The sequence below is a fragment of the Mesorhizobium sp. WSM3862 genome, from assembly GCF_002294985.1.
GTDB lineage: Bacteria > Pseudomonadota > Alphaproteobacteria > Rhizobiales > Rhizobiaceae > Mesorhizobium.
This window is the reverse complement of sequence record NZ_NSGE01000003.1, coordinates 453,226-478,400: the sequence shown is the minus strand read 5'-3', so window position 1 is coordinate 478,400 and position 25,175 is coordinate 453,226. Positions and strand designations below refer to the sequence as shown.

Annotated in this window: 20 protein-coding genes; 9 read left to right on the top strand and 11 right to left on the bottom strand. The window is 63.8% G+C overall.

The features are described from left to right. The first annotated feature begins 130 nt into the window (after positions 1-130). Entirely contained in the window at positions 131-1,906 is a 1,776-nt protein-coding gene (locus tag CK224_RS10730; RefSeq protein ID WP_095781738.1) for a tetratricopeptide repeat protein, read from the top strand. 50 nt (positions 1,907-1,956) lie between these two features. On the opposite strand, the gene CK224_RS10725 is transcribed toward CK224_RS10730, so the two are convergent. Further along, positions 1,957-2,418 carry a GNAT family N-acetyltransferase gene (locus tag CK224_RS10725; RefSeq protein WP_066998995.1) on the bottom strand — a complete coding sequence of 154 codons (462 nt, stop codon included), beginning with the start codon at positions 2,416-2,418 and terminating at the stop codon, positions 1,957-1,959. 172 nt (positions 2,419-2,590) lie between these two features. On the opposite strand from CK224_RS10725, the gene CK224_RS10720 reads away from it, so the two are divergent. Next, positions 2,591-3,535, top strand: coding sequence for a glycine--tRNA ligase subunit alpha (locus CK224_RS10720; protein WP_082954005.1), 945 nt, complete (start codon positions 2,591-2,593; stop codon positions 3,533-3,535). Here CK224_RS10720 and CK224_RS10715 read toward each other — a convergent pair. After that, positions 3,532-3,714 (bottom strand): hypothetical protein, encoded by a 183-nt coding sequence (locus CK224_RS10715; protein ID WP_095781737.1) that lies wholly within the window; start codon positions 3,712-3,714, stop codon positions 3,532-3,534. The genes CK224_RS10720 and CK224_RS10715 overlap by 4 nt on opposite strands. A gap of 253 nt (positions 3,715-3,967) precedes the next feature. On the opposite strand from CK224_RS10715, the gene CK224_RS10710 reads away from it, so the two are divergent. Both CK224_RS10710 and glyS read left to right on the top strand, forming a co-directional pair. Further along, the gene (locus CK224_RS10710) at positions 3,968-4,369 is read left to right on the top strand and encodes a DUF559 domain-containing protein (RefSeq protein ID WP_095781736.1); all 402 of its coding nucleotides are present in this window, start codon (positions 3,968-3,970) and stop codon (positions 4,367-4,369) included. A gap of 69 nt (positions 4,370-4,438) precedes the next feature. After that, positions 4,439-6,871 carry a glycine--tRNA ligase subunit beta gene (glyS, locus tag CK224_RS10705; RefSeq protein ID WP_095781735.1) on the top strand — a complete coding sequence of 811 codons (2,433 nt, stop codon included), beginning with the start codon at positions 4,439-4,441 and terminating at the stop codon, positions 6,869-6,871. Positions 6,872-6,928: 57 nt separating this feature from the next. On the opposite strand, the gene CK224_RS10700 is transcribed toward glyS, so the two are convergent. After that, on the bottom strand, positions 6,929-7,411 hold the full coding sequence (locus CK224_RS10700) for a hypothetical protein (protein ID WP_095781734.1): 483 nt from the start codon (positions 7,409-7,411) through the stop codon (positions 6,929-6,931). 276 nt (positions 7,412-7,687) lie between these two features. On the opposite strand from CK224_RS10700, the gene CK224_RS10695 reads away from it, so the two are divergent. From CK224_RS10695 to CK224_RS10685, 3 genes are all read left to right on the top strand, one after another. Further along, entirely contained in the window at positions 7,688-8,650 is a 963-nt protein-coding gene (locus tag CK224_RS10695) for an L-threonylcarbamoyladenylate synthase (RefSeq protein WP_176477905.1), read from the top strand. 79 nt (positions 8,651-8,729) lie between these two features. Then, positions 8,730-10,160, top strand: coding sequence for an FAD-binding oxidoreductase (locus CK224_RS10690; RefSeq protein WP_095776210.1), 1,431 nt, complete (start codon positions 8,730-8,732; stop codon positions 10,158-10,160). A 184-nt stretch (positions 10,161-10,344) separates the two neighbouring features. After that, positions 10,345-10,911, top strand: coding sequence for a DUF6101 family protein (locus CK224_RS10685; protein WP_095781732.1), 567 nt, complete (start codon positions 10,345-10,347; stop codon positions 10,909-10,911). 164 nt (positions 10,912-11,075) lie between these two features. Here the strand turns inward: CK224_RS10685 and ubiA are convergent, their stop codons facing one another. After that, entirely contained in the window at positions 11,076-12,059 is a 984-nt protein-coding gene (ubiA, locus tag CK224_RS10680) for a 4-hydroxybenzoate octaprenyltransferase (protein ID WP_095781731.1), read from the bottom strand. A gap of 403 nt (positions 12,060-12,462) precedes the next feature. On the opposite strand from ubiA, the gene purD reads away from it, so the two are divergent. Next, positions 12,463-13,743 (top strand): phosphoribosylamine--glycine ligase, encoded by a 1,281-nt coding sequence (gene purD, locus CK224_RS10670; protein ID WP_095781730.1) that lies wholly within the window; start codon positions 12,463-12,465, stop codon positions 13,741-13,743. Positions 13,744-13,845: 102 nt separating this feature from the next. Here the strand turns inward: purD and CK224_RS10665 are convergent, their stop codons facing one another. The 6 genes from CK224_RS10665 to CK224_RS10640 all read right to left on the bottom strand — a co-directional run bounded on the left by CK224_RS10665 (position 13,846) and on the right by CK224_RS10640 (position 22,828). After that, the gene (locus CK224_RS10665; protein ID WP_095781729.1) at positions 13,846-15,213 is read right to left on the bottom strand and encodes an alpha-glucosidase/alpha-galactosidase; all 1,368 of its coding nucleotides are present in this window, start codon (positions 15,211-15,213) and stop codon (positions 13,846-13,848) included. Between the two features lie 20 nt (positions 15,214-15,233). Further along, positions 15,234-16,904: an ABC transporter ATP-binding protein gene (locus CK224_RS10660; protein ID WP_095781728.1), complete on the bottom strand. Its 1,671-nt coding sequence runs from the start codon at positions 16,902-16,904 to the stop codon at positions 15,234-15,236. Between the two features lie 10 nt (positions 16,905-16,914). Further along, positions 16,915-18,048, bottom strand: coding sequence for an ABC transporter permease (locus CK224_RS10655; protein WP_095781727.1), 1,134 nt, complete (start codon positions 18,046-18,048; stop codon positions 16,915-16,917). Then, positions 18,049-19,056 carry an ABC transporter permease gene (locus CK224_RS10650; protein WP_066998120.1) on the bottom strand — a complete coding sequence of 336 codons (1,008 nt, stop codon included), beginning with the start codon at positions 19,054-19,056 and terminating at the stop codon, positions 18,049-18,051. Positions 19,057-19,168: 112 nt separating this feature from the next. Further along, a complete protein-coding gene (locus CK224_RS10645) occupies positions 19,169-21,253 on the bottom strand; it encodes an ABC transporter substrate-binding protein (RefSeq protein ID WP_095781726.1) in 2,085 nt (694 codons plus the stop codon). Positions 21,254-21,361: 108 nt separating this feature from the next. Then, positions 21,362-22,828 carry an alpha-glucosidase/alpha-galactosidase gene (locus CK224_RS10640; RefSeq protein WP_095781725.1) on the bottom strand — a complete coding sequence of 489 codons (1,467 nt, stop codon included), beginning with the start codon at positions 22,826-22,828 and terminating at the stop codon, positions 21,362-21,364. Positions 22,829-23,079: 251 nt separating this feature from the next. Between CK224_RS10640 and CK224_RS10635 the strand changes: the two genes are divergently transcribed. Next, a complete protein-coding gene (locus CK224_RS10635) occupies positions 23,080-23,922 on the top strand; it encodes an AraC family transcriptional regulator (RefSeq protein ID WP_095781968.1) in 843 nt (280 codons plus the stop codon). A gap of 12 nt (positions 23,923-23,934) precedes the next feature. Here CK224_RS10635 and CK224_RS10630 read toward each other — a convergent pair whose 3' ends face one another. Beyond that, positions 23,935-25,095: a glycoside hydrolase family 25 protein gene (locus CK224_RS10630; RefSeq protein ID WP_095781724.1), complete on the bottom strand. Its 1,161-nt coding sequence runs from the start codon at positions 25,093-25,095 to the stop codon at positions 23,935-23,937. Between the last annotated feature and the right edge of the window lie 80 nt (positions 25,096-25,175).

Genomic DNA, 25,175 nt, shown 5'->3' with positions numbered 1-25,175 from the left:
AAGCCGATGATTGCATTGTGATTCGCTGCGGATTGAAGCCTGACCCCAAAAAGGCCATGCTTTGTCGGGAAAACATCGACTCTGTGGGCGGTCCGCCAAGGGGGGATCGCGTCTGGCTGAAAGGGATACAATGCGGCAAGGACGTGCGCGCTGGCTGACGAGGCTGGCATTTTTAACGGGTGTGGCGCTGTCGGTGCTGCCTGCCCATGCCAAGGAAAACTCCCAACCGGTCCAGATCACGTCCTTTTCGGGCGCCTATCTTGCCGCCCATATTGCCGAAAGCGACAACGATCTCGACAATGCCATCGCCTATTACAAGCAGGCGCTGGCCTTTGCCCCCAATGACACCGAGCTGCAGCAGAGCCTCATGCTGGCGCTGGTCGCCCAGGGCCGCTTCGAGGAATCGCTGGTCTATGCCGACAAGCTCAAGGAAGTTCCCGATGTCGAGCGCTTCTCGCGTCTGGCGCTTGCGGTCGATTCCTTCCACAAGAAGGACTACGCCAAGGCTCAGTACTGGCTTAAGCTGTCGCTCGAATCCGATCTCGACCGGCTGCTCTCCGGCGTCATGGACGGTTGGGCCAAGGAAGGCGCGGGCGATGCCTCCGAGGCGATGGCTTCGATCGATAAGCTGAAGGGGCCGGACTGGTTCGGCCTGTTCAAGTCCTTCCATCGCGCCCTCATCGCCGACGCCGCCGGCCTTTCCCCCAAGGCCGATGAGATCTACGCCGCCACCCTGGCCGATACCGCCGCCGGCGGCTCCGCGCCCGAGACGTGGATGCGCAATGCCCAGGCCTATGCCTCGTTCCTCGCCCGCAAGGGCGACAAGACAAAGGCGATGGCGGTGCTGAACCAGGCCGAAGCCTTCGCGCCTGGCAAGCTCGAAATCACCACGCTGCGCGACAGGATCAGCAAGGGCGACAAGATCGAGCCCCTGGTCGCTACCCCGGCCGACGGGGCCTCGGAAATCCTGCTCGACCTCGCCACCGCGCTCAACCGTGGCGGCGGCGAGCCTTTCGTGAGGCTCTATCTGCAATATGCGCTGGCGCTGAAGCCGGACAGCGACGCCGCCCTCGTGCAGCTCGCCGCCGTCGCCGAGCAGCTGAAGGACGGCGAAGGCGCGATCGCGCTCTATCGGCGTATTCCGGCCTCCTCGCCATTGAAGGAGCTTTCTGAGCTGCAGCTTGGCCTGAACCTTGCCGACATCGACCGTCACGACGAAGCCATCGCGCATCTCAAGGGCTATGTCGATGCGCACCCGACCGACATGCGCGGCTACCTGGCGCTTGGCGGCGTCTACTCCTCGAAGGAGGACTACCGTTCGGCTGCCAATCTCTACGACAAGGCGGTCGAACAGCTGAAGACGCCGACCGCCGCCAACTGGAACATCTTCTACCAGCGCGGCATCGCCTATGAGCGGCTGAAGGAATGGCCGAAGGCCGAGCCCAATTTCCGCAAGGCTCTGGAGCTGCAGCCCGACCAGCCGCAGGTTCTGAACTATCTCGGCTATTCCTGGGTCGACATGAACATGAACCTCAAGGAAGGCCTGGCGATGATCCAGAAGGCCGTGGATCTCAGGCCAAGCGACGGCTACATCGTCGACTCGCTTGGCTGGGCCTATTACCGCCTCGGCCGCTTCGACGACGCCGTGCGCGAAATGGAGCGCGCCGTATCGCTGAAGCCCGAGGATCCGGTTCTCAATGACCATCTGGGCGACGCCTATTGGCGCGTCGGCCGCAAGCTGGAAGCGACCTTCCAGTGGACCCAGGCACGCGACCTGAAGCCGGACCCGGATGTGCTCGCCACCTTGCAGCAGAAGCTGCTGAAGGGCCTGCCGCCGATCGAGTCCAACACGGCGCAGGAAACGCCGAAGGTGAAACCGGTCCCGCCCGCGGCGCCGAAGGGCTGAGGCGCACAATTCTGCAGTTTGGCGGGGCCCTTTTGGGCCCCGCAACGTTTTCAAAACATCTTGCGGTAGACGACGAACCCCGAGCGCTCGCCGATCCTGTCATAGAGCTGCATGGCGGTGTGGTTGGTCTCATGCGTCAGCCAGTAGACGCGACCCGAGCCCGCGGCTTTGGCGCGCTCGTAAACGCCTTCGATCAGCGCCCGGCCGACGCCTTGGCCGCGCGCGGCTTGTGAGGTGAAGAGATCCTGCAGATAGCAGTTCGGCGCGATCGCCGTGGTCGAGCGGTGGTAGAGATAATGGACGAGGCCGAGAAGCTTGCCGTCGCGCTCGGCCACCAGAGCATGCACCGGCTCGTAAGCGTCGAAGAAGCGCGACCAGGTCATCTGGGTGATCTCGCCGGCAAGCGCGGTCTCGCCCGAGCGGCCGTAGAATTCGTTGTAGCCGTCCCAGAGCGGCAGCCACTGCTCGTAGTCCTGCTGGGTGACGGGGCGGACAGTGAGTTGACCAGGCATGGCGGGAACCTTTGTCGTTGCGGCTCACCGAAGCAAACGGCCCGCGTGAGCGGCCTTCAATGGGCCAGCCGCCGGCAAAGCGTTCAACCTCTCCTCGATGCGGCGCCGTGCCTTGACGCTTGCCGGCCCGGCAACTAGGGAAAGCCCACTCCCAGCGCTTTCCGAGGCCGCCGTGACCGTCGAGATCCCTGCCCACATGCATCCCAGCCGCTCCTTCCAGGGGCTGATCCTGACCTTGCACAACTACTGGGCAGCTTACGGCTGCGTCATCCTGCAGCCCTACGACATGGAAGTCGGCGCCGGCACCTTCCACCCCGCCACCACTTTGCGCGCGCTCGGCCCGTTGCGCTGGAACGCGGCTTACGTGCAGCCGTCGCGCCGGCCGAAGGACGGCCGCTACGGCGAGAACCCGAACCGGCTGCAGCATTACTATCAATATCAGGTGATCCTGAAGCCGAACCCGCCGAACCTGCAGGAGCTCTATCTCGGATCGCTGGAAGCCATCGGCGTCGATCCGCTGCTGCATGACATCCGCTTCGTCGAGGACGATTGGGAAAGCCCGACGCTGGGTGCCTGGGGCCTCGGCTGGGAGTGCTGGTGCGACGGCATGGAAGTGTCGCAGTTCACCTATTTCCAGCAGGTCTGCGGCATCGAATGCGCGCCGGTGGCGGGCGAGCTCACCTATGGGCTCGAGCGCCTCGCCATGTATGTGCAGGGCGTCGACAATGTCTATGACTTGAATTTCAACGGCCGCGAGGGGCCTGAGAAGGTCACCTATGGCGACGTGTTCCTGCAGGCCGAGCAGGAATATTCGCGCCACAACTTCGAATTCGCCAACACGGCGATGCTGCTTCGGCATTTCGAGGACGCCGAAGCCGAGTGCAAGGCGCTGCTCGCCGCCGGCGCGCCGGCGTCGAACGACAATTCGTCGATGCACCGTCTGGTTTTCCCCGCCTATGACCAGTGCATCAAGGCCAGCCACGTCTTCAATCTGCTTGACGCCCGCGGCGTGATTTCCGTGACCGAGCGCCAGAGCTACATTCTGCGCGTGCGCAACCTTGCCAAGGCTTGCGGAGAGGCGTTCCTGCAGACGCGCGCGGGCGGCCTGGCGACTTAGCCCAAAGTCACGCTGGCGATCTCGGCGGCGGCTGCCATCGGCAACGTGATCTGGACTGTCGCGGCATCGATCGTGCGCAGTGCCTGTCGCACGCCCGGCATCGAGAATGTGCCATGCATCTGGGCGGCGAAGCAGGCGCTCAGTGCCAGGACCTGCAGGGTTCTCGATGCCGTCTTCATGATCGTTCAGCCAATAGTTCTCCGTCTGAGCGTTGGTCGCTTCAGCACTGCGTTTGGTTCATGGGGTGTCTGTTCTTATGACGGGTGGGCTCGCGTCGTCCCGACAAAGAACTGAAAATTTCCTGAAATAGCTCGAACTGCCGACCGGCAGGCAGGGTGACAGGCGCGAGCCGAGTTGCTATGCGCCCTCTACCTCCCCCTTGATGGGGGAGGTCGCCTCGAAGCGGCGGGTGGGGGTGACGGGCGCTTCCCTATGCCAAAACTTGATCGGTTCAAGCTGCAGTCCGCACGAAGGCTGCGCGCGGCAATGACCGAGGAGGAACGCAGGCTGTGGCGGCACCTCTGGCGTATTCCGGTCGAAGGAACGCACTTTCGTCGACAAGCGTCGGTTGGCGGTTACTATCCTGACTTTATCTCCCATCGGCTGAAGCTGATCATCGAGGTGGATTGCTTCCAACATGGCTTTGATGGCCAGCAGTGCCATGATGCAGCCCGAACGAGATGGTTTGAGAGCCAGGGCTATCGCGTCGTCCGCTTCTGGAACCACGAGATAAAAAACGAACTGGATTCCGTTCTCGATACAATCTATGCGGCTGTGGAAGAACGAAAATCACACCTTGGTCTGCGCGATGGTGCCGAAGGTGCTGGCGGCTGAAACGCCGCCACCCCACCCCGGCGCTGCGCGCCGACCCTCCCCATCAAGGGGAGGGTAAGGAGCTAACTGATGCCTGACCTACTCCTAGAACTCCGCTCGGAAGAAATCCCCGCGCGCATGCAGCGCAAGGCGGCCGGCGATCTTCGCAAGATGCTGACCGACGGCTTGGTCGAGGCGGGTCTGACCTATGAGGCGGCGCGCGAATACTGGACGCCGCGCCGCCTGGCGCTGGACGTGCGCGGGCTGACGGCGCGCTCGAAGGACATTCGCGAGGAGATCAAGGGCCCCTCGACCACCGCGCCCGACCAGGCGGTGCAGGGTTTTCTGCGCAAGGCCGGCCTTTCGTCGATCGCCGAGGCGCATGTCCATTCCGATCCCAAGAAGGGCGACTTCTACGTCGCCCACATCTCGAAGCCGGGCAGGGCGGCGGAAGAGATCATCGCCGAGCTGGTGCCGGGCATCATCAAGAACTTTCCCTGGCCGAAATCGATGCGCTGGGGCGCGGCCTCGGCCAAGCCCGGCTCGCTGCGCTGGGTGCGGCCGCTGCAATCGATCGTCTGCACCTTCGGCCCGGAGACCGAGGAGCCGGTGGTGGTCGATTTCGAGATCGACGGCATCCGCTCCGGCAACGTCACCTACGGCCACCGCTTCCATGCACCGGGCCCGATCACCGTGCGCCGCTTCGACGACTATGTGGCGAAGCTCGAAGCGGCCAAGGTCGTGCTTGATGCCGACCGGCGCAAGGAGATCATCCTGGCCGATGCCCGCAATGTCGCCTTCGCCAACGGCCTCGACCTCGTCGAGGACGAGGGCCTGCTGGAAGAGGTCTCCGGCCTGGTCGAATGGCCGGTCGTGCTGATGGGCGAGTTCGAGCAGGATTTTCTCACCATCCCGGCCGAGGTCATTCGCCTGACCATTCGCGCCAATCAGAAATGCTTCGTGACGTCGCGCCCGATCTCCCCGCTAGAGGGGGAGATGTCGGCGAAGCCGACAGAGGGGGGTGCCGTCCCGCCGTCCTCTCAGCGCGAGGCGCCCCCCTCTGCCCTGCCGGGCATCTCCCCCTCAAGGGGGGAGATTGGCCAATCGCCACTCTCCGATCGCTTCATCCTGGTTGCCAATATCGAAGCGAAGGACGGTGGCAAAGAGATCGCCTACGGCAATGGCAAGGTGGTGCGGGCGCGTCTCTCAGACGCGCTCTATTTCTGGAAGACCGACCAGGGCGATCTGCCCGACCTCGGCACGCTGCAAGACTCGGCGGCGAAGTTCGAGCTGGATCTGAAGAAGCCGCTCGACCAGCGCATGGCGCGCCTTGACCATCTCAACGTCACCTTCCATGCCAAGCTTGGCACACAAGGGCAGCGCGTGGCGCGCATCAAGCGCTTGGCCGAAGAATTGGCGCCGACGGTGGCGAAGTCGATCTCCCCCCTTGAGGGGGAGATGGCCGGCAGGCCAGAGGGGGTTGCTTCGGCTGGTGCGACGCATTCTGGCATTTCGAAGAGGGAAGAGGTTGGCACTCCACGCGAGACGACTCCCTCTGTCGCCTCTGGCGACATCTCCCCCTCGAGGGGGGAGATTACCGCGCTCGTCGCCCGCGCCGCGGTGCTCGCCAAGGCCGACCTGCAGACCGAGGTGGTAGGCGAGTTCCCGGAATTGCAGGGCGCCATGGGCTGCAAATATGCGCTGCTCCAGGGCGAGCATCCGTCGGTGGCCGCGGCCGCCGAGGAGCACTACAAGCCGCAAGGCCCGTCCGACCGGGTGCCGACCGACCCGGTGTCGGTTGCTGTCGCGCTGGCCGACAAGCTCGATACGCTGACAGGCTTCTGGGCGATCGATGAAAAGCCGACAGGCAGCAAGGATCCGTTCGCGCTCAGAAGAGCTGCACTCGGCGTGGTCCGGATCCTGATCGAGAACCGCATTCGCCTCGGACTGACATCGGTCTTCGCCAACGCCTTTGCGAGCTTCGCCAGCGATGCCGCACAAATTTCGGATCTCCTCGGCTTCTTCCATGACCGCCTCAAGGTATATCTCCGCGAAAGCGGTGCACGATACGATCTTATCGACGCCGTCATCACGCCGCAGTCCGACGACCTTCTGCAGATCGTTCGCCGCGTCGAGGCGCTGGGCAAGTTCCTCGACACGGAGGATGGCAAGAACCTGCTTGCCGGTACCAAGCGCGCCGCCAACATCCTGGCTGCCGAGGAGAAGAAGAAAACACGGGTCGCCGAGATAGTTGAGCCGGCGCTGTTCCGCGAAGATGCGGAAAAGAAGCTGTCGGCCGCGGTGAATCAGGCCGAGAAGGAAGCCGGCCAAGCGATTCAAAACGAAGATTTTTCCGCCGCCATGCTGACGCTTAGCGTCTTGCGTGAACCGGTTGATTCATTCTTTGAAGGGGTTCTCGTGAATGATGAGGACCAGGCCGTGCGCGCCAACCGCCTGGCCCTGCTTGCCCGCATCCGCGCCGCCACCGCCCAGGTCGCCGATTTTTCAAAAATCGTCGGCTGACAGCCAGAATGCCGGTCGGAAGCTGCATGCTCCGTAAGGCGCGGGAGGCCGTCGCGCCTACATCGCCTTGCTGAACCGCGGCGGCGTCGGGGCAGCTTCCGGTTGGGCTTCCGGTTGCGTCTCGCCGTCAGACGCGGTTGCCGTCGTGGCGGGGTTGTTCTCGGAAGCCTTGGTATCGCCGTTGGCGGCAGCCTGAGCCGTGCCGTTGGGGGGCGTGGCCGCAGCCGTACCGTTGGGATGCGTGGCGGCGGGCGCGGTGCCGTTTGCCGGTGTCGCGGCCTCTTTGGCCGGGGCAGTCGCCGCAGGCGTCGCCGAAGCGCCGCCGACGATGCCGCCGCGAATGATCGTCGGCGCCTGCGCGTGCCTCTGTCCGGATTTCTCCGGGATCGCGGCCACTTTCTCATCGGTGACGGCTGGCACCGGCTCGCCGAGCGCCACAACTGACGGTGTAACCTTGCCGGGCTCGATCGCGGCCAGCCTGACGACGGATGGCGTCGAGGTCGCCACGCCGAGCACGACGATGGACGAAGCCTGTGCCAAGCCGCTCGTCGCCAGAAGACCGATAACGACCGCTCCTAGAGCAATTCCAGGAAAGGGACGTAACAGCTTTCCGTCCGCAATTGCATCAAAGCAAGACATACGCATCACGACAACTCTCCGCCCACCAACCGGAAATCCGCACCCTAGCGTCGGCGAATTGATGCCGGCTTGCGCGGAAACTTAACATTTTAGGGATTGATAAATCGCCAATGCCCGCCCTTGCCCCTGCTTCCATGCCGTACTACGGGACCGGCATGTTCAGGATCGGTGGTGAATTTGGCTGAGATACTTGGCGTCGGCGAGGCGATGGAAAGGGCGCTGGCGCTGCTCGAAGGCGGCGATGTTGTCGCCATCCCGACCGAGACCGTTTACGGACTGGCAGGTGACGCCACGAAGGGGGCTGCCGTGGCGCGTATTTTCGAGGTCAAGGGTCGCCCGCGCTTCAACCCGCTGATCGCCCATGTCGCCGACCTCGCCATGGCAAACCGCATTGCTACATTCGATCTATTGTCAACAAAGCTGGCGGAAGCTTTCTGGCCCGGTCCGCTGACGCTGGTGTTGCCGCAGCGCGCGGAAAACGGCATCCATCCGCTCGTCACAGCCGGGCTTGACACGATCGCGCTGCGCATGCCGAGAGGCTTCGGCGGCGAGCTGATCGCGAGATTGGGCCGGCCGCTCGCGGCGCCCAGCGCCAATTCCTCCGGCAGGATCAGCGCCACGACGGCCGAGGCCGTGGCGGCTGATCTCGGCGAGAAGATCAAGCTGGTGGTCGACGGCGGCGCGACGCCCGTCGGCCTGGAATCGACGATCGTCAAGATCGAAGACGGCAAGCTGCGTCTGCTACGACCCGGCGGCATTGCTGCCCGGGACATTGAAGCGGTCGCCGACGTTGAGGTGATCCGCGGCGCTGCCGGAATCCAGGCGCCCGGCATGCTCGCCTCGCATTACGCGCCGCGCGCATCGATGCGGCTCAATGTCGGCAAGCTCGCCAGCGGCGAGGCGCTGCTCGCCTTCGGCCGCGCTCGCGCTGAAGGCTGGCGGGATGCCGTGGCGCTGCGCAATCTTTCCGAGGCGGGCGATCTGCGGGAGGCCGCCGCCAATCTTTTCGCCTATATGCAGGCGCTCGACCGCAGCGGCGCGGCCACGATCGCCGTCGAGCCGATCCCGGCCGACGGCTTGGGCGAGGCGATCAACGACCGGCTCGCGCGCGCCGCCGCCCCGCGTGACAAGATCGACTGAGCCTATCTCTTTGTTTTGACGCAATTCCGGACGGAAAACCGCTTCACACTTTTCCTGGAATTGCTCTAGGCTTGGGCGCATGAACGACCAGCCCTTCGACCTCGATCCTGCCCTCATCGACCGCTTCGCTGCCATTGTCGGCGACAGATACGCGCTGCGCGATCAGGCTGACATCGCGCCCTACGTCACCGAGCGGCGCGGCCTCTGGCATGGCCGGACACCGCTGGCGCTGAGGCCGGGCAGCGTCGAGGAAGTGAGCCGCATCATGCGGCTCGCGACCGAGACCGGCACGCCGGTCGTGCCGCAGAGCGGCAACACCGGGCTGGTCGGCGCCCAAGTGCCGGACAAGTCCGGCCGCGACATCGTGCTCTCGCTGTCGCGGCTGAACCGCATCCGCGAAATCGATGTCCTGTCGAATACCATCACCGCCGAGGCCGGCGTCATCCTGCAAACCCTCCAGGAAGCGGCCGACGCTGCCGACCGGCTGTTCCCGCTGTCGCTTGCAGCCCAAGGCTCCTGCCAGATCGGCGGCAATCTCTCTTCCAATGCCGGGGGCACCGGCGTGCTTGCCTATGGCAATGCGCGCGAGCTTTGCCTCGGCGTCGAAGTGGTGCTGCCGACCGGCGAAGTGTTCGACGATCTGCGCAAGCTGAAGAAGGACAACACCGGCTACGATCTGAAAAACCTCTTCGTCGGCGCCGAGGGCACCCTCGGCGTCATCACCGCCGCGGTGCTGAAGCTCTTTCCGAAGCCGAAGGGCAGGGAGGTTGCCTTCGCCGGCCTGTCGTCGCCCCAGGCAGCGCTCTCGCTGTTCAGCTTGGCGATGGATCGCGCCGGTGCTTCGCTCACGGCTTTCGAGCTGATCGCCAAAAGGCCTTACGACTTCACGCTTAAGCATGGGCAAGGGATCACCCGACCGCTGGCGGATGACTGGCCGTGGTATGCCCTGATGCAGGTCTCTTCAGGTCGCTCGGAAGAAGATGGCAAGGCGCTGATCGAGGAGATTCTTTCGGCCGGCCTCGAGCAGGGCATCGTCGGCGATGCGGTGGTGTCGGCAAGTCTTGCCCAGGGCGACGCCTTCTGGAATTTCCGCGAGACGCTGCCCGAATGCCAGAAGCCGGAGGGCGCCTCGATCAAGCACGACATCTCGGTGCCGATCGCCTCGATCCCGGAGTTCATCGAAAAGGCGGCCGGCGTGGTCCAGACTGTCTGTCCCGGCGCCCGCGTCGTCTGCTTCGGCCACATGGGCGACGGCAATCTTCACTACAACATCTCTCGCCCGCTGGATTGGCAGGACGAGCCGTTCCTTGAGCTCTACCACCCGATGAACAAGGCCGTGCACGATGTCGTGCGTTCCTTCCACGGCTCGATCTCGGCCGAGCACGGCATCGGCCAATTGAAGCGCGACGAGCTGATCGCCACGGCCCCGCCAATGGCGATCGATCTGATGCGCCGAGTGAAGGCGGCCTTCGACCCGGCCGGCATCATGAATCCCGGTAAGGTTATCTAATTCTTCCAACATCTTGTGGCTGGTCGCATTCCGATAACCATCGGCTCCGATCAGCAAAATTTAACTGACTTTCTTAAGCGCGGCGGTAAGAAGCGAGCGCTAATGTTTCCCGCATAACGAGGCCGGAAGAACCGGCCCGGAGAGAACCGGAAAACGGCCCTCAGGAGAAACAGGAAGGCATTCGATGAACACTGGACTGAAGCCAGTCTGGGCGGGGCGCAACATGCGTCTCGACCCGTTTCGCCTGCCGCAGATGGTAAGCTATGCCACGCGCGACGACTATGGCGATGTAACCTTCACCATCGACCAGCGCGGCGCCGTCATCCGCCGCACGCTGGAGATGAGCGGCGTGCCGGCGATCATCGCGCTGCCCGCCAATGCCTTCCGTGGTGTCGCCGCCCGCGCCATGGAGGATCCGGACGGCAATGTCACCGTGACGCTGGAACTTCTGCACAATGATCCGATGCTGTCGGTGCCGCTTTTGGTCGCCGACGATCTCGACGACGTCGCCGCCGACTGGCGCGCCTGGGCCGACGCCTATCGCCTGCCGATGCTTCTGATCGAGGCCGACGGCGTCGCCCGCACGCTGGAGGAATCGCTGGGCGCCGCAATCAAAGCGCTGCCGCCGCAGGAACGCCGCCAGGGCCGTGTCTCCAACATGCGCCGCCCGCGCTTCCTCGCCCGCCGCAGGACCGGCAATCTCGGCCTGCGTCTCGTCGTCGGCGGTGAGGAGATTATCGCGCGCGAATAGCAGCGACCCTTCCCTTCTCCCCCCTGTGGGAGAAGGTGTCGCCGAAGGCGACGGATGAGGGGTTCTCCAGGAAACGCCGAGCTCTCACTCCGCTGAAACACCCTCAACCGTCTCGGCACTGCGCGCCGATCCACCCTCCCACGACAAGGGGAGAAGGAGAGGCGCTACACCAGCGGCTTCAGCACCACCCAAAACGCCCCGCCGATCAGCCCCAGAAAAATCAGCCAGCCGACCTGGTTGTTCGACTTGAACAGCTTCAGGCACTGATCGGGATCGTTGATGTCGAGCCGGATGATCTGGCGCGCCATATGCGCGCCGGCGGCAATCAGCCCGGCCAGCGCCGGCATCGGCACTTGAGCCGAGGCAAAGGCGATGGCGAAGCAGGCAAGCGTGCCGCCATAGAGCCCGGTGAGCCAGGTCTTGGTGTTGTCGCCGAACAGGCGTGCCGTCGAGCGCACGCCGACGATGGCGTCGTCTTCTTTGTCCTGATGCGCGTAGATCGTGTCGTAGCCGATCACCCACAGGATCGAGCCGATATAGAGCATGATGGCGGGGCCATCGAGATCGCCGAACTCGACCGCCCAGCCCATCAGCGCGCCCCAGGAGAAGGCGAGCCCGAGCACGAATTGCGGCCAATTGGTGATGCGCTTCATGAACGGGTAGATCGCGACAATGGCCAGCGAGGCGATGCCGAGCGGAATGGCGAAGCTGTTGAACTGCAAAAGCACCGCGAGCCCGACCAGCGCCTGGATGATCAGAAACGCCCAGGCCTGGCGGCGCGTCACCTGGCCGGCCGGCAGCGGCCGCGAGCGGGTGCGCTCGACCTGGTTGTCGATGTCTTCGTCGACGATGTCGTTGTAGGTGCAGCCGGCGCCGCGCATGGCGACGGCGCCGATGAAAAACAGGAACAGGTACCAGGGCGCGGGCAACAGCGTCAGCAGCGGATCCGTCGGCCGCGGATAGGCGCTGGCCGCAAGAGCCGCCGACCACCAGCAGGGCCACAAGAGCAGCTGCCAGCCGATCGGCCGGTCCCAGCGCGCAAGCTGCGCATAGGGCCACAGCCAGCGCGGCAGCACTCGGTAAACCCAATGGCCGCTCGGCGCGTCCGCGACGCGGCCCTGGGCTGCTTTCGACTGGATCGTTTTCATCGTGCTGGAGTGGCAGCAGCGATGGGCGCCGTCAAGCAGCCGTGTTGTCGCTCAGCCAGTGAAAACATCGTGACTGGCGAACCATGCTTTCGCTGTCTCGATGAAGGCGAGTGCCGCCTTCGATAGGCGCAGGCGCGCGTTGTGGGCGAGGACAAGCGCTGCATGGGAAGCACATCAAGCCCGGCCAGAGGTTGCGCGAGGGCTGGTTCCCCATCGTTTTCCGGAGCTGAGTCGACTTCGGATTGGGCCGGGCGGGGTCGGTTCCCCACCGGCAAATTGCCTCATTGCGTCTTGATGTGGGCAATCTTCCCGTGTGCAATCGCCCTCCGAAACGCCAAGACGCCTTGACCCGTCGCCCTTGGACCAATAGCGGGTTCGGGGACACGATCAGCAAGAGGTGGCCATGAACGTTCTTCTTCTCGGCTCGGGCGGCCGCGAACATGCGCTTGCCTGGAAGATCGCCGCGTCGCCGCTGCTGACGAAGCTCTATGCTTCACCCGGCAATCCCGGCATCGGCCGTTTCGCCGAACTGGTCAAGCTGGACATCGCCGACCACTCCACTGTGGCCGCCTTCTGCCAGGAGAAGAAGATCGACCTCGTCGTCGTCGGTCCGGAAGGGCCGCTGGTGGCTGGCATTGCCGATGATTTGCGCGCCTGGGGCATCCGCGTCTTCGGCCCCTCCAGGGCGGCGGCGCGGCTCGAAGGCTCGAAGGGCTTTACCAAGGATCTTTGCGCCAAGTTCAACATCCCGACCGCAGCCTATGGCCGCTTCGCCGATCTCGCGGCGGCCAAAGCCTATGTCGAAAAGACGGGCGCGCCGATCGTCATCAAGGCTGACGGGCTTGCCGCCGGCAAGGGCGTCACCATCGCCATGACGCTGGAGGAGGCGCTTGCCGCGCTCGACGCCTGTTTCGACGGCGCTTTTGGCGCCGCCGGCGCCGAGGTCGTCGTCGAGGAATATCTGACCGGCGAGGAGGCGAGCTTCTTCTGCCTCTGCGACGGCGCTACCGCGCTGCCCTTCGGCACCGCGCAGGACCATAAGCGCGTCGGCGACGGCGATACCGGTCCGAACACCGGCGGCATGGGCGCCTATTCGCCGGCGCCGGTGATGACGCCCGACATGACCGAGCGCACCATGCGCGAGATCGTCGAGCCGACGATGCGCGGCATGGCCAATCTCGGCGCGCCTTTCGCCGGCATCCTCTTCGCCGGTTTGATGATCACCGACCAAGGCCCCAAGCTGATCGAGTACAACACCCGCTTCGGCGATCCCGAATGCCAGGTGCTGATGATGCGGCTGAAGGACGACCTGCTCGTCCTGCTCAACGCCGCCGTCGACGGCCAGCTCGCGCACATGTCGGTCCGCTGGAGCGACGGGGCGGCACTGACCGTGGTGATGGCGGCGAGGGGCTATCCCGGCACGCCGGAAAAGGGCTCGGTCATCCGCGGTCTCGACGAGGCCGCCAGCGACGGCGCCGAAATCTTCCACGCGGGCACCGCCATCAACGGCGGCGCGCTAGTCGCCAATGGCGGCCGCGTGCTCAACGTCACGGCAACCGGCACCACCGTCGGGGAGGCACAGAAAAAGGCCTACGTGGCGATCGATCGTATCGACTGGCCGCAGGGTTTCTTCCGCCACGACATCGGCTGGCGCGCCGTCGAGCGTGAGCAGACCGGCAAATAGGACATTTCACCGTTTCACGGAAACGGCGAAATGTCGTGTCTCTTTGTTTTGACGCAATTTCGGACGGAAAACCGCTTCCCACTTTTTCTGAAATTGCTCTAATCAGGCAGCCTTGCTTTTGCCCGGTCGCGCCCAGGCCGGCAACCAGTCGCCATGCGCTGCAAGCAGGTCGTCGACTAGCGACCAGATCTGATCGAGATCGAGCTCGGCCGCCGTGTGCGGGTCCATCATCGCCGCGTGGTAGATGTGCTCGCGGCTCTCGCTCATCAGCGCCCGCACCGTCAATTCCTGAACATTGATGTTGGTGCGGATCAGCGCCGTCAGCTGCGGCGGCAGCTCGCCGATATAGGTCGGCTGGATGCCGGAAGCATCGACCAGGCACGGCACTTCCGCCGCGCAATCGAAAGGCAGCGAGGTGATGCAGCCATTGTTGCGGACATTGCCGTAGATGACCGACGGCTCGCCGGTCCAAACCGAGTTCATGATCGAGGAGGCATATTCCTTTGATTGCTCGACCTCGATCCGGTCGGCCGAGCGGTAGGCCTCCGCCTGGCCCTTCCAGCGCTCGATCTGCTCGATGCACCGCTTCGGATATTCGTCAAGCGGGATGCCGTATTTCTCGATCAGATCGGGGCGGCCTTCCTTGATGAAATAGGGCGTGTATTCGGCGAAATGCTCCGAGCTTTCGGTGACGAAATAGCCGAGCCGGGTCAGCATCTCGTAGCGCACCTTGTTGGGGCAGCGCGGGTTCCAGCCGGGCTTCGGCGCGCGGCCCTCGCGATAGGCGCGGACAAGGTCGGGATAGAGGTCGCGATAGGAGCCGTCCGGCTGGCGATGCTCGAACTTGAGGTAAAAGGCCATGTGGTTGATGCCAGCTGCGCGGTAGCGGATCTCCTCATAGGGAAGGTCGAGATCGTGCGCCAACTCCATCGCCGTGCCCTGCACGGAATGGCAGAGCCCAACCTGCTTGATCTGGGGGAATTTCGCGGCGATCGCCCAGGTGTTGATCGCCATTGGGTTGACGTATTGCAGCATGATCGCGTCGGGGCAGACGGCGAGCATGTCCTCGCAGATCCTCCACAGATGCGGCACCGTCCTCAGGCCGCGCATGATGCCGCCGACGCCGAGCGTGTCTGCGATCGTCTGGCGCAGGCCATATTTCTTCGGCACCTCGAAGTCGGTGACGGTGCAGGGCTCGTAACCGCCGATCTGGAAGGCGACGACGACGAAGTCGGCGCCGGACAGCGCCTTGCGTTGGTCGGAATAGGTCTCGGCCTTCGCCTTCACGCCAAGGGTCGCGATCAGCTTGTTGACGACGATGGCGCTCTCTTCCAGCCGCTGCGGATTGATGTCCATCAAAGCGATCGTCGCGCCCGACAGCGGCGGGCGCTGCAGCACGTCGCCGACAATGTTCTTCATGAACACCGTCGAGCCGGCACCGATGAAGGTGATCCTGGGATTTCTTGCCACTGTGAGCCTCCGGAATATGGTCACGCCACGTCGAAAGCGGCCCGGACGAGCCGTTCGGTGTAGGCGGTCTTGGGGTTGGTGAGGACCTCGTCTACGGGCCCCTGTTCGACGATCTTGCCGTGCTGCATGACGATCACGCGGTGGCAGAGCGCCCGCACCACCTTGAGGTCGTGCGAGATGAAGAGATAGCTCAAGCCGCGCTCGTCCTGCAGCTTGCGCAGCAGGTCGATGATCTGCGCCTGGACGGAAAGATCGAGCGCCGATGTCGGCTCGTCGAGCAGGATGAATTCCGGCTCCAGTGCGATGGCCCGCGCGATCGCGATGCGCTGCCGCTGGCCGCCCGAAAATTCGTGCGGAAACCGCGACAGGATATCGCCGGGCATGCCGGCGCTGACCAGCGCCTCGCGCACCCGCTCGATCCGCTCGCGTCGTGTGGCCCCGATCCTGTTGACGACCAGCCCTTCCTCGATGATCTGGCCAATCGTCATGCGCGGGTTGAGCGAGGAGAACGGATCCTGGAAGACGATCTGCATGCGCGAGCGCAGCGGCCGCATCTCGGCGCGCGTGAGATCCTGGATCGGCTGGCCATCGAAACGGATCTCGCCGCGCCTCGCGTCGAGCAGCCGAAGCAGCGCCTGGCCGAAAGTGGTCTTGCCGGAACCGGATTCGCCGACCAGGCCCAGCGTCTCGTGACGGCAAAGTTTGAGGTCGAGATCGTCGACCGCGACCAGCTCGCGCCAGTCCGGCTTCAGGAACGTGCCGTGCCGCAGCGTGAAACAGACGCGCACGCCGTTCGCCTCGAGGATCGTGCTGGACTTTTCGGGCAGCGGCTTCGGCCGGCCGTGTGGTTCGGATGCGAGCAGCCGCTTGGTGTAGGGATGCTGCGGATCGGCGAAGAGCCGCTCGGTGACGTTATGCTCGCGCATCTCGCCATGCTGCATGACATAGACATAGTCGGAGAATTTGCGCACGACGGTAAGATCGTGCGTGATTAGAACCACCGCCATCCGCATTTCTTTCTGCAGATTGCGGATCAGGTTGAGGATCTGCGCCTGGACGGTGACGTCGAGCGCGGTGGTCGGCTCGTCGGCGATCAGCACATCGGGCTCGTTGGCCAAAGCCATGGCGATCATGACGCGCTGCCGTTGGCCGCCGGAGAGCTGGTGCGGATACTGCCTGAGGCGTGCTTCGGGTTCGGGAATCTGGACATGCCGCAAAAGCTCGAGCGCTCGCGCCCAGGCCTCTTTGCGGCTCACCTTGCGGTGCACCCGGATCGCTTCGGCGATCTGGCTGCCGACCGAATAGATCGGGTTGAGCGAGCTCATCGGCTCCTGGAAGATCATCGAGATGCGGTTGCCGCGCAGCTTGCGCCGGGCGCTCTCGGCGAATTTCAGAATGTTCTGTCCGAGATAGTCGACGCTTGACCTCGGCGATACCGTTGCCCGCCGCGACAAGAGCCCCATGACGGTGCGCGCGGTCACCGATTTGCCGGAACCGGATTCGCCGACGATCGCGATCGTCTCGCCGCGATAGAGCTGGAACGAGACGTCCTTAACCGCCTCGACGATGCCGTGCTCGACCTTGAAGGCGACTTCGATGTTGCGGGCGTCGATGACCGGCTGGTCGTGGCGTCCGTCATGGTCGAGCCGGACGGCGGGTGCGAAGGATTGGGCAAGCGCGATCGTCGTCATTCCTGTCACCTCAATAGGGATCGACGGCATCGCGCAGGCCGTCGCCCAGCGCGTTGAAGGCAAAGACCGTGATCAGCACGAAGCCGACCGGCGACAGAATCCACGGATAGGTGCCGATGACCGAATAGGTCGCGGTGTCCTGCAGCATCAGGCCCCACGAGATCAGCGGCGGCTTCACTGCGAAGCCAAGAAAACCGAGGAAGGCTTCGAGCAGCACCACCGTCGGGATCGCGATCGTCACGGCGACGATCACATGGCTCATCACATTGGGAAAGATGTGCTGGATGATGATGCGCCGATCGGTGGCGCCCACCGCCATGGCCGCGCGCACATAGTCGATGCGCGCCAGCGCCAGCGTCTTGCCGCGTACCTCGCGCGACATCTGCGCCCAGCCAAGCGCCGACATGACGATGATAACGAAGGCGAGAAAGACATTGGTCGGCGCGGTGACCGGGATCAGCGTCGTCAGCGCCAGGTAAAGCGGCAGTTGCGGGAAGGCGAGCACCAGTTCGACGAAGCGCTGCATCCAGACATCGAACCGGCCGCCGAAATAGCCGGACACCATGCCGACACTGGTGCCGATCACGGTGATTATGAAGACCACCGTCAGCGCGATCATCAGCGAGACGCGCGAACCATGGATGGCGCGCGACAGCACATCACGGCCGAACTTGTCGGTGCCGAGGAAATGCACCGGCTGGCCGTCCATCGAGCCGAAGAAATGCCGGTTCGCCGGGATGAGGCCGAAGAGTTTGTAGGGCGCGCCCTCGACGAAGAAGCCGAGCAGTCGTGGATGATCGTAATCGGGGCCGACGATCGGCTGGAAGGTCACCGGGTCGAGGTCGGTCGATTCGGCCAGCGCGTAGATTCTTGGCCGCGCGACGAAATTGCCGTCCTTGTCGTGAAAGCTAGCCACCTGCGGCGGCGCGAAGGCGATATCGGTCGCTTTCGGGTCGAGAGGCGCGAGGAATTCCGCGAAAAGGGTCATGAGAAGCAGCAGCACAACCAGGCATAGCCCGGCGATGCCGGTCCAGGAGCGCTTCAGCCGGCGCCAGACAAGCGCGATGTAGCTCTCGTTGCCATGCGCGGCCGGAATCGCGGCTCCTTCGGCGGGTGGCGGGGGTGAGGGATCGCGGGCCAGCATCTAGTGCTCCCCGAACTGGCGCACGCGGGGGTCGAGCAGGACCAGCAGCATGTCGGCGATGATGTTGCCGACGATCAGCGTCGCCGACAGAACCATCATGAAGGTTGCGGTCACATAGACGTCGCCCACCGCCATCGAGCCCACGATCGCCGGCCCGACGGTCGGCAGCGCGAAGATGATCGCCGTCTCGATCTCGCCGGTCAGCATGTAGGGCAGCACCACGCCTTGATACATGACCAATGGATGCAGCGCATTGGGCACGGCATGGCGCATCACGACGGCGCCGCCAGTCAGGCCCTTGGCTTTGGCCGTCTCGACATATTGCGCGTTGAGCGTGTCGAGCAGGTTGCCGCGCATGACGCGCATATTGTAGGCGAGCCCGCCGAAGGTCGCGATCGCCACCACCGGCCAGACATGCTTGACCAGGTCGAGGAATTTTGCCCACGACCATGGCGCGCCGCCATATCGCGGCGAGAAGAAGCTGCCGATCTCCGACACGTTGAACTGGAAGACCAGCAGGTAGACGATGATCAGCGCCATCAGGAAGCGCGGCACCGTCATGCCGAGGAAGGAGATGGCCGAGAGCGTCGAGTCGATCCAGGAATACTGGCGGGTCGCCGCCCAAATGCCGAAGCTTATGCCCAGCACCGAGGCGAGCAGGTGGCAGACCAGCGCCAGGAGCAGCGTGCGCGGCAGGCGCTCGCCGACCACGTCCGCCACCGGCCTGTTGTAGTAGAGGCTGTAGCCGAAATCGCCGCGCGTGACGATGCCGCCGATCCAGTTGAGATACTGAACGGGCAGCGGCTTATCGAGGCCGTGTTCTTTCCGGTAGGCCTGGGCCTGTGCATCCGCCTCGGCATAGGAGGCGCCGCCCTGGTTGATGAGCTGCGATTTGATATAGTCGGCATAGTCGCCCGGCGGCGCCTGGATGATGGCGAAGGTGACCAGGCTCAAGATGGCGAGCACGGGAAGCGCCGACGCTATGCGCATGAGCAGGAATCGCAACATGGATGGTCGGCTTCCTTTGCTGGCCGGTCGCTCCCTGGGCGCTACCGGAGATTTGGCTTTGTCCGGCCGCGCCAGCTGGCGCGACCGGAGTTCTCTTCGTCAGGGAGGTTAACTAGTTCATCGGCCCCTTGTCTCCGGGCTTGCCGGGAAGCTCGTCGGGGAAGAGCTCATATTTCGCCTGTTTGTCGGCTGCGACGAAGACGCGTTCGCGGATGATCGAATCCTCGGCCCAGTTGAACATGAAGATCGGCGTTCCCTGCGGGATGTTGGAGAAGCGCTTGTTGACGATCAGCGCGCCGGGATATTCCGTCAGCCCGACATTGTAGACGTGCTCGGTCGAGATCTTCTGGAACTTCTTCATCAGGTCGGCGCGCTGGTCGTTGTCCTGCGTCGTGACGAACTTGTTCACGATGTCGACGAGGTCCTTCTCGAACGGCATCAGATCGACTTCGCCGCTTTCAGGCGCGCGATGGTTCCAACTGGTCTTGGGACCAACCGGAGCGAGTTGCTCCGTGTTCTGCACAACGGAGGTGAGCTCCTGGTCATTGCGCCGGATCAGCCAGTCGAAGCGGCCGGAATACTGGATCGCGTCGCGCTGCGTGCCGTTGACCCCGTTGAGCACGACCCTCAGCCCAAGCTTCTCCATCTGCGCCACGACGCCCTCGGCAAGGCTCTTGTCGGTGGTGTAGTCATTGTTGACCAGCATCACGATCTCGACGTTCTTGCCGCCGGCGGTGCCCGCCGGGAAGTTCACGAAGCCGTCGCCGTCGGTATCCTTGAGACCGGCCTTGGCGAGCTCGGCCTTGGCCCCTTGGAGATCGAACGGGTAATAAACCGTCGACTTGCGGTCATAGAAGCTGGTGCCGGAGGAGAAGCCGCCGGGATAGATGGCGGTGAACGGTCCCTTGACCAGCGAGTCGCCGAGCGCCTTGCGGTCGATCGCCATGGTTACGGCCTTGCGGAAATCCTCGTTGCGGTTCAATTCGCGGATCGCTTGGCCTCGCTCGTCCGGGTTGCCCCAGCCATTGGCGGAAAAATTCATACGCAGATTGTAGCCGATGAGCCGCGGACCGAAGGCAAGCCGTGCCGGCGCGTTCTTGTCAGCCGCGCGCTTCAGCGAGGCGACGAAGTTCTCGGGCTGCTCGAGATTGGAGAAGTCGCCCGAGCCTGCGACGGCCTGGACGTCGCGATCTGCCCAGGTCGAGAGCTTGTATTGCAGCTCGTTGAGATAAGGCAGTTGGTTCCCCTTCTCGTCGACCTTCCAGTAGTAAGGATTGCGCCGCATGACGATGATGTCGTCCGGGCGGTATTCGACCGGCACCCAGGCGCCCATCACCGGCATGTTCATGTATTCCGGCGGGAAGGCATTCTTGAACTGGTCGTAGGTGTTCTTCGAATATTTCGGATGCTGCGGCTTCAAAATGTGCGCCGGGCCGGGGCAGAAAGTGCCGTAGGCCATCGCATAGAGATATTGCCTCGGAAACGCTTCCTTGAACGTCCATTCGACGGTGTAGTCGTCGATCTTCTTGAGCGTCGTGCCGACGCCGAAGGTTTCGGGCGTCGCCCCGTTCAGTGGCGACACGTTGGGGTCGACGACCTCGTCGTCCCAGTAGAACATGACGTCCTCGGCGTTGAAGGGCACGCCGTCCGACCATTTGGCGCCTTCGACAAGATGCATGGTGAGCTTGTGGCCGTCTTTCGACCATTCCCAGCTCTTGGCGAGGTTCGGCAGCGGCTCGGTGTCCTTGGCATCGACCTGGAACAGCGGCGCGGTGCGTGTCAGGCATTCGGAAAGCGCGATGTCGATGCCGCCCCAGCCTTGCGTCTGGCCGGCACCGTAGTTCCAGCCTTCCGGCCTGCCGCCGATGACATGGCGCATCGTGTCACCATAGACGCCGATGCCGTCCGGCATGTTGGCAGTCTTGAAGACCAGCGGTTCCTTGGGCAGCCTGTCCTTGAGCGGCGGCAGCTTGCCGGTCTTGACGTATTTCTCCGTCACCCAGTCCGGCTCGTGATAGTCGGGCAGCGCCTTGAACTCCAGGATGGAGTCGCGCGCCACATAACGGATCTTGCCCTCGGCCGGGAATGTCGCCGGCTCCGGCGGGATCCTCGGTTCCGAAGCGAAAGCGGTGAGCGCCGGAATAGAAACGCCGAGCGCCAGTCCGGCGGCAATGCCAATTCTGTGTAAGTTCCTCATTGTCTCCTCCCAGATGTTTTGAACGTCTGCTGCTTGCCCGCCGCTTGATCTTTATTTTGGAGGCCGTTTTCGGCGGTCTGCCTCCTGCAGGTCCGCCTGCCCGAAATCTCAGCCGGCCTGTTTCAGCGCCGCCTTTTCGGCGCGCAGTTCCTCGATCGAGCGCACCTTGCGCCGCGCCGCGCCCGCCCATTCGCGGGTCTTGACCTTCGACTTCGCAAGTCGCTCCTTTGCCGCCGGCACGGCGTCCGCATATTGCGGCAGCCAGGCGGCCTGGGCGACGACCATCTCGTCCACCATCTGCCAGACCTCCTCCGGCGTCGACACCGCGCCGACCAGCGGATCGTGCAGCATGGCGAGCTTCAAAAGATCGATGTCGCCGGCGATCGCGGCATGCACCGACATGCGCTGGACGTTGATCGATGACATGCAGGTGGCGGCGCATGGCTCGGGCAGCGTGATGCCGGCGGCCATGTTGATGCCGAACCGATCGACGAAGCCGGGCGACTCGATGATGGCGTCCTGCGGCAGGTTAGTGATCACGCCGTTGTTCTTGACGTTGAAATGGCCGCGATAGACGCGGTTTGTCTCCAGCGCCTCGAGAATGTGGCTGGCATGCTCGTTGGAGCGCCTCGCAGGGTCGATCGGCTTCGACGCCGCTTCGAGGAACTGCGGATACTCGGTTTCGAACCAATTGCGGGTCTCGGTCGAGTAGCGCAGATAGCCGCCGGTCTCGCCATGGATCCAGTCCGACATGTCGATCCAGCGCGTGATCTCGTCGGGGCGCTTGCGGTACCAGGGCAGGTATTCGGACAGATGTCCGTTGCTTTCGGTCGAATAGACGCCGAAGCGCTTCAGCACGTCGATGCGCAGCTTCTCCTGCTTCGAATAGACCGGATGCGCTTCGAAGGCGGCGACCAACTCGTCCTTGCCGATCGCGCGGCCGTTCAGCCTGAGGTCGATGAACCAGGTCTGGTGGTTGATGCCGGAGCAGAAATAGTCGAGCTCCCTGGGCGAGTTCGCGCCGAGCACCTCGGCGATCTGTTCGGCGCCGTGCTGCACGCCGTGGCAGAGCCCGACCGTGTCGACCTTGCCGTATTCGATCGCGGCCCAGGTGTTCATCGCCATCGGGTTGGCGTAGTTCAGGAACTTGGCGTCGGTCTCGGCTACTTCGCGGATGTCCTTGCAGAAGTCGAGGATCACCGGGATGTTGCGCTGGCCGTAGAGGATGCCGCCGGCGCAGATCGTGTCGCCGACGCATTGGTCGATGCCGTATTTCAGCGGGATGTGGATGTCGTCGGCATAGGCTTCGAGGCCGCCGACGCGCACGCAGCTGATGATGTAGCGCGCGCCTTCCAGCGCCTTGCGGCGGTCGGTCGTCGCCGTCACTTTGGTCGGCAGCCCGTTTGCTTCCACGATCCGATCGAGGATCGCCTGGATCATCCCGAGATTGTGCTCGCTGATGTCGGTCAGCGCGAATTCGATGTCCTTGAATTCGGGCACGCAGAGAATGTCGGTGAACAGCTTCTTGGTGAAGCCGACGCTGCCGGCGCCAATAATAGCGATTTTGAAGCTCATCACCTTCACCTCGATCCAATCGAATGTTAGGCAAGGAGCAGCAAGGGAGGATATGGCCGCGCGCCGGCAGGCGCGCTCGCCATTTGGAGCCCGAAATCCGGCTCTTTCTCCTCCCGCCCGCTCCTCGACCGCGGGTCTTTCCCGTTCTTGAGTGAGCCGGATTATGCGCTTATTCGCTGGCGCGGCCAGAGAAGGATTATGCTTTCGAGGGTAATTTTGTGCTGCAGGATCTGATTGCCAATGGAAAGCTGATGCGCACGATTTCGCTGCCGCGCGGGCGCCAGCGCCTGCATGCCATGCCGACCAGCACCGGCTACGAGGTGCGTGAGGACGAGACTTACGACTGGGACGGGCGAAAGCGCGGCCAGACCCCGTTTACCGTGCTCCAGCATACGATCAGCGGCACTGGGCAATTGCGCTATGAAAGCCGCAATTACCGCCTGCAGGCGAACGATACGCTGCTGGTGCTGGTGCCGCACAACCATCGCTACTGGCTGGCCAAGGGCGACCGCTGGGAATATTTCTGGATATCGATGAACGGCGAGGAGGCGCTGCGCGTCCACAAGTCGATCCTCAGCGTCTCAGGTCCCGTGTTCCGGCTGCAGCCAGCGACCATCGATCACCTTGCCGATTGCAGCCTGCGCCTCATCAAGGGCGCCGCCTCGCCGGGCGCGGCCTCGGCAATCGCCTATGAGGCGGCGATGGCGCTTTACGACGATGTCTTCGGCTCGCACGCCTTCGCCGAGAAGCAGAGCGCCATGCAGCCGGTCATCGATCACATCAACTCCAATCTCGACAAGCCGCTGCCGGTGGCGGAGCTGGTCGAAATCAGCGGCCTCAGCCGCGCCCATTTCTCGCGCTGCTTCGCCGAGAGCGAAGGATTGCCGCCGGCCGAATTCGTCCTGCAGCAGCGGCTGCAGCGCGCCGCCAAGTTGCTGACCAAGACCGATTTCCTGCCGGTCAAGGAAGTCGCTGTTCTGTGCGGTTTCGACGACCCCAACTATTTTTCCAAGGTGTTTCGCCGCTGCTACGGCATCACGCCCACACAGTTCCGCACCACCGGCATGTATGCCAGCCTGGGCAATCATCGTTGACGCTGCCGTTGACTACTGCCTGCGGTGGTCGAGCGTCGTCGATGCAGTGCTGACCGGATCGGCGGCCGCGAAGGCGGCGTCGAGCTGTTCGGGCGTGCGCTGTCCGGCTCGTTTCCAGGCGACATATTGCACGATGCCGAAGCTCGGGCGCTGCGGCACGGTCTTGACCACCGGCATTCGAAATCCGTCGCGGAATTTCTCCCAGCGCGCGCCGAGCACCGCGACCATTTCCTCGATGGTCGGCGGCGTCGCCACATCGGCATAGGTGATGGTGACCTTGCCGGCGAGGCCCGCTTCGCGCGGGATCGGCACCGGGATCGAGGCGAGGTAATCCGCCGGCACGTCGATCAAGCCGCCAAAGGCCCATTGCTGGCGCAACGCATCGGCTTTCATCGGCGCGACGCTGACGTCGATGTCGTTGGGCGTGCCCGGCACGCGATAGGGGCAGCTGAAGCGGCCGCAATTCGCCTTTGCCGCGAACTGCCAGAGCGCGTAACCCTGCCAGTTGCCCATCGGGAAATGCACGTCGATGTCCGGCTTGTAGCGCGCATACCAGAGCGGCAGCCGCGACAACAGCCGGTAGGTGTAACGGTTGTCGGCGATGTACTGGGCGGTCTTGCCGTTCGAGTAGAGCACCGGGAAGCGACCGAGGCGGCGATGCACCTGGCGCACGAATTCTTCCGCGTCCTCGAGCGACATCCATTGCGCGGGATCGATGCCCTCGATGTCGAGGGCAATGAGATCGTCCGGCGCCGGCTCGGCGAAATCGATGAAATTGTTGGCCTGCTCGACCGGATTGCCGGGGCGGGCGAGGTGATAGGCGCCCCATTTCAGGCCGAGCGCCTTCGCCACCACCTTGCGCGTCTGGAAAAGCTCGCGCGTCACCGCATGGCGCTTCCACAGCGCCTTGCAGAGCTTCACCTCGGTCTCGTCGCCGAAGCAGAAATAGGGCGGCGGCAGCCCGTCGGACGCCTTGTTGATGAAGCCGACGATGCGTTTGTCGGTGGCAAGCTCAGCCCAGTCGATGGAGTTGTATTCGTAGGCGTCGATCACCAGCGCGCGGTCGGCATTCTTCCACGGCTCGGAGAAATCCGAGGCCTTTGCCGCCGTGCCCAGCGCAACCGCAGCCGCGAGAAGCGCCAGGCGGCGAAGAGGGCGCGCCGGCTTTTTCAATCAGGGTGTCCCCACTGACCAGAGGACGATCCTGAACCGCTATGGTTAAGGAAGTGCTGTCAACCCGCGAGCTGTTCAGC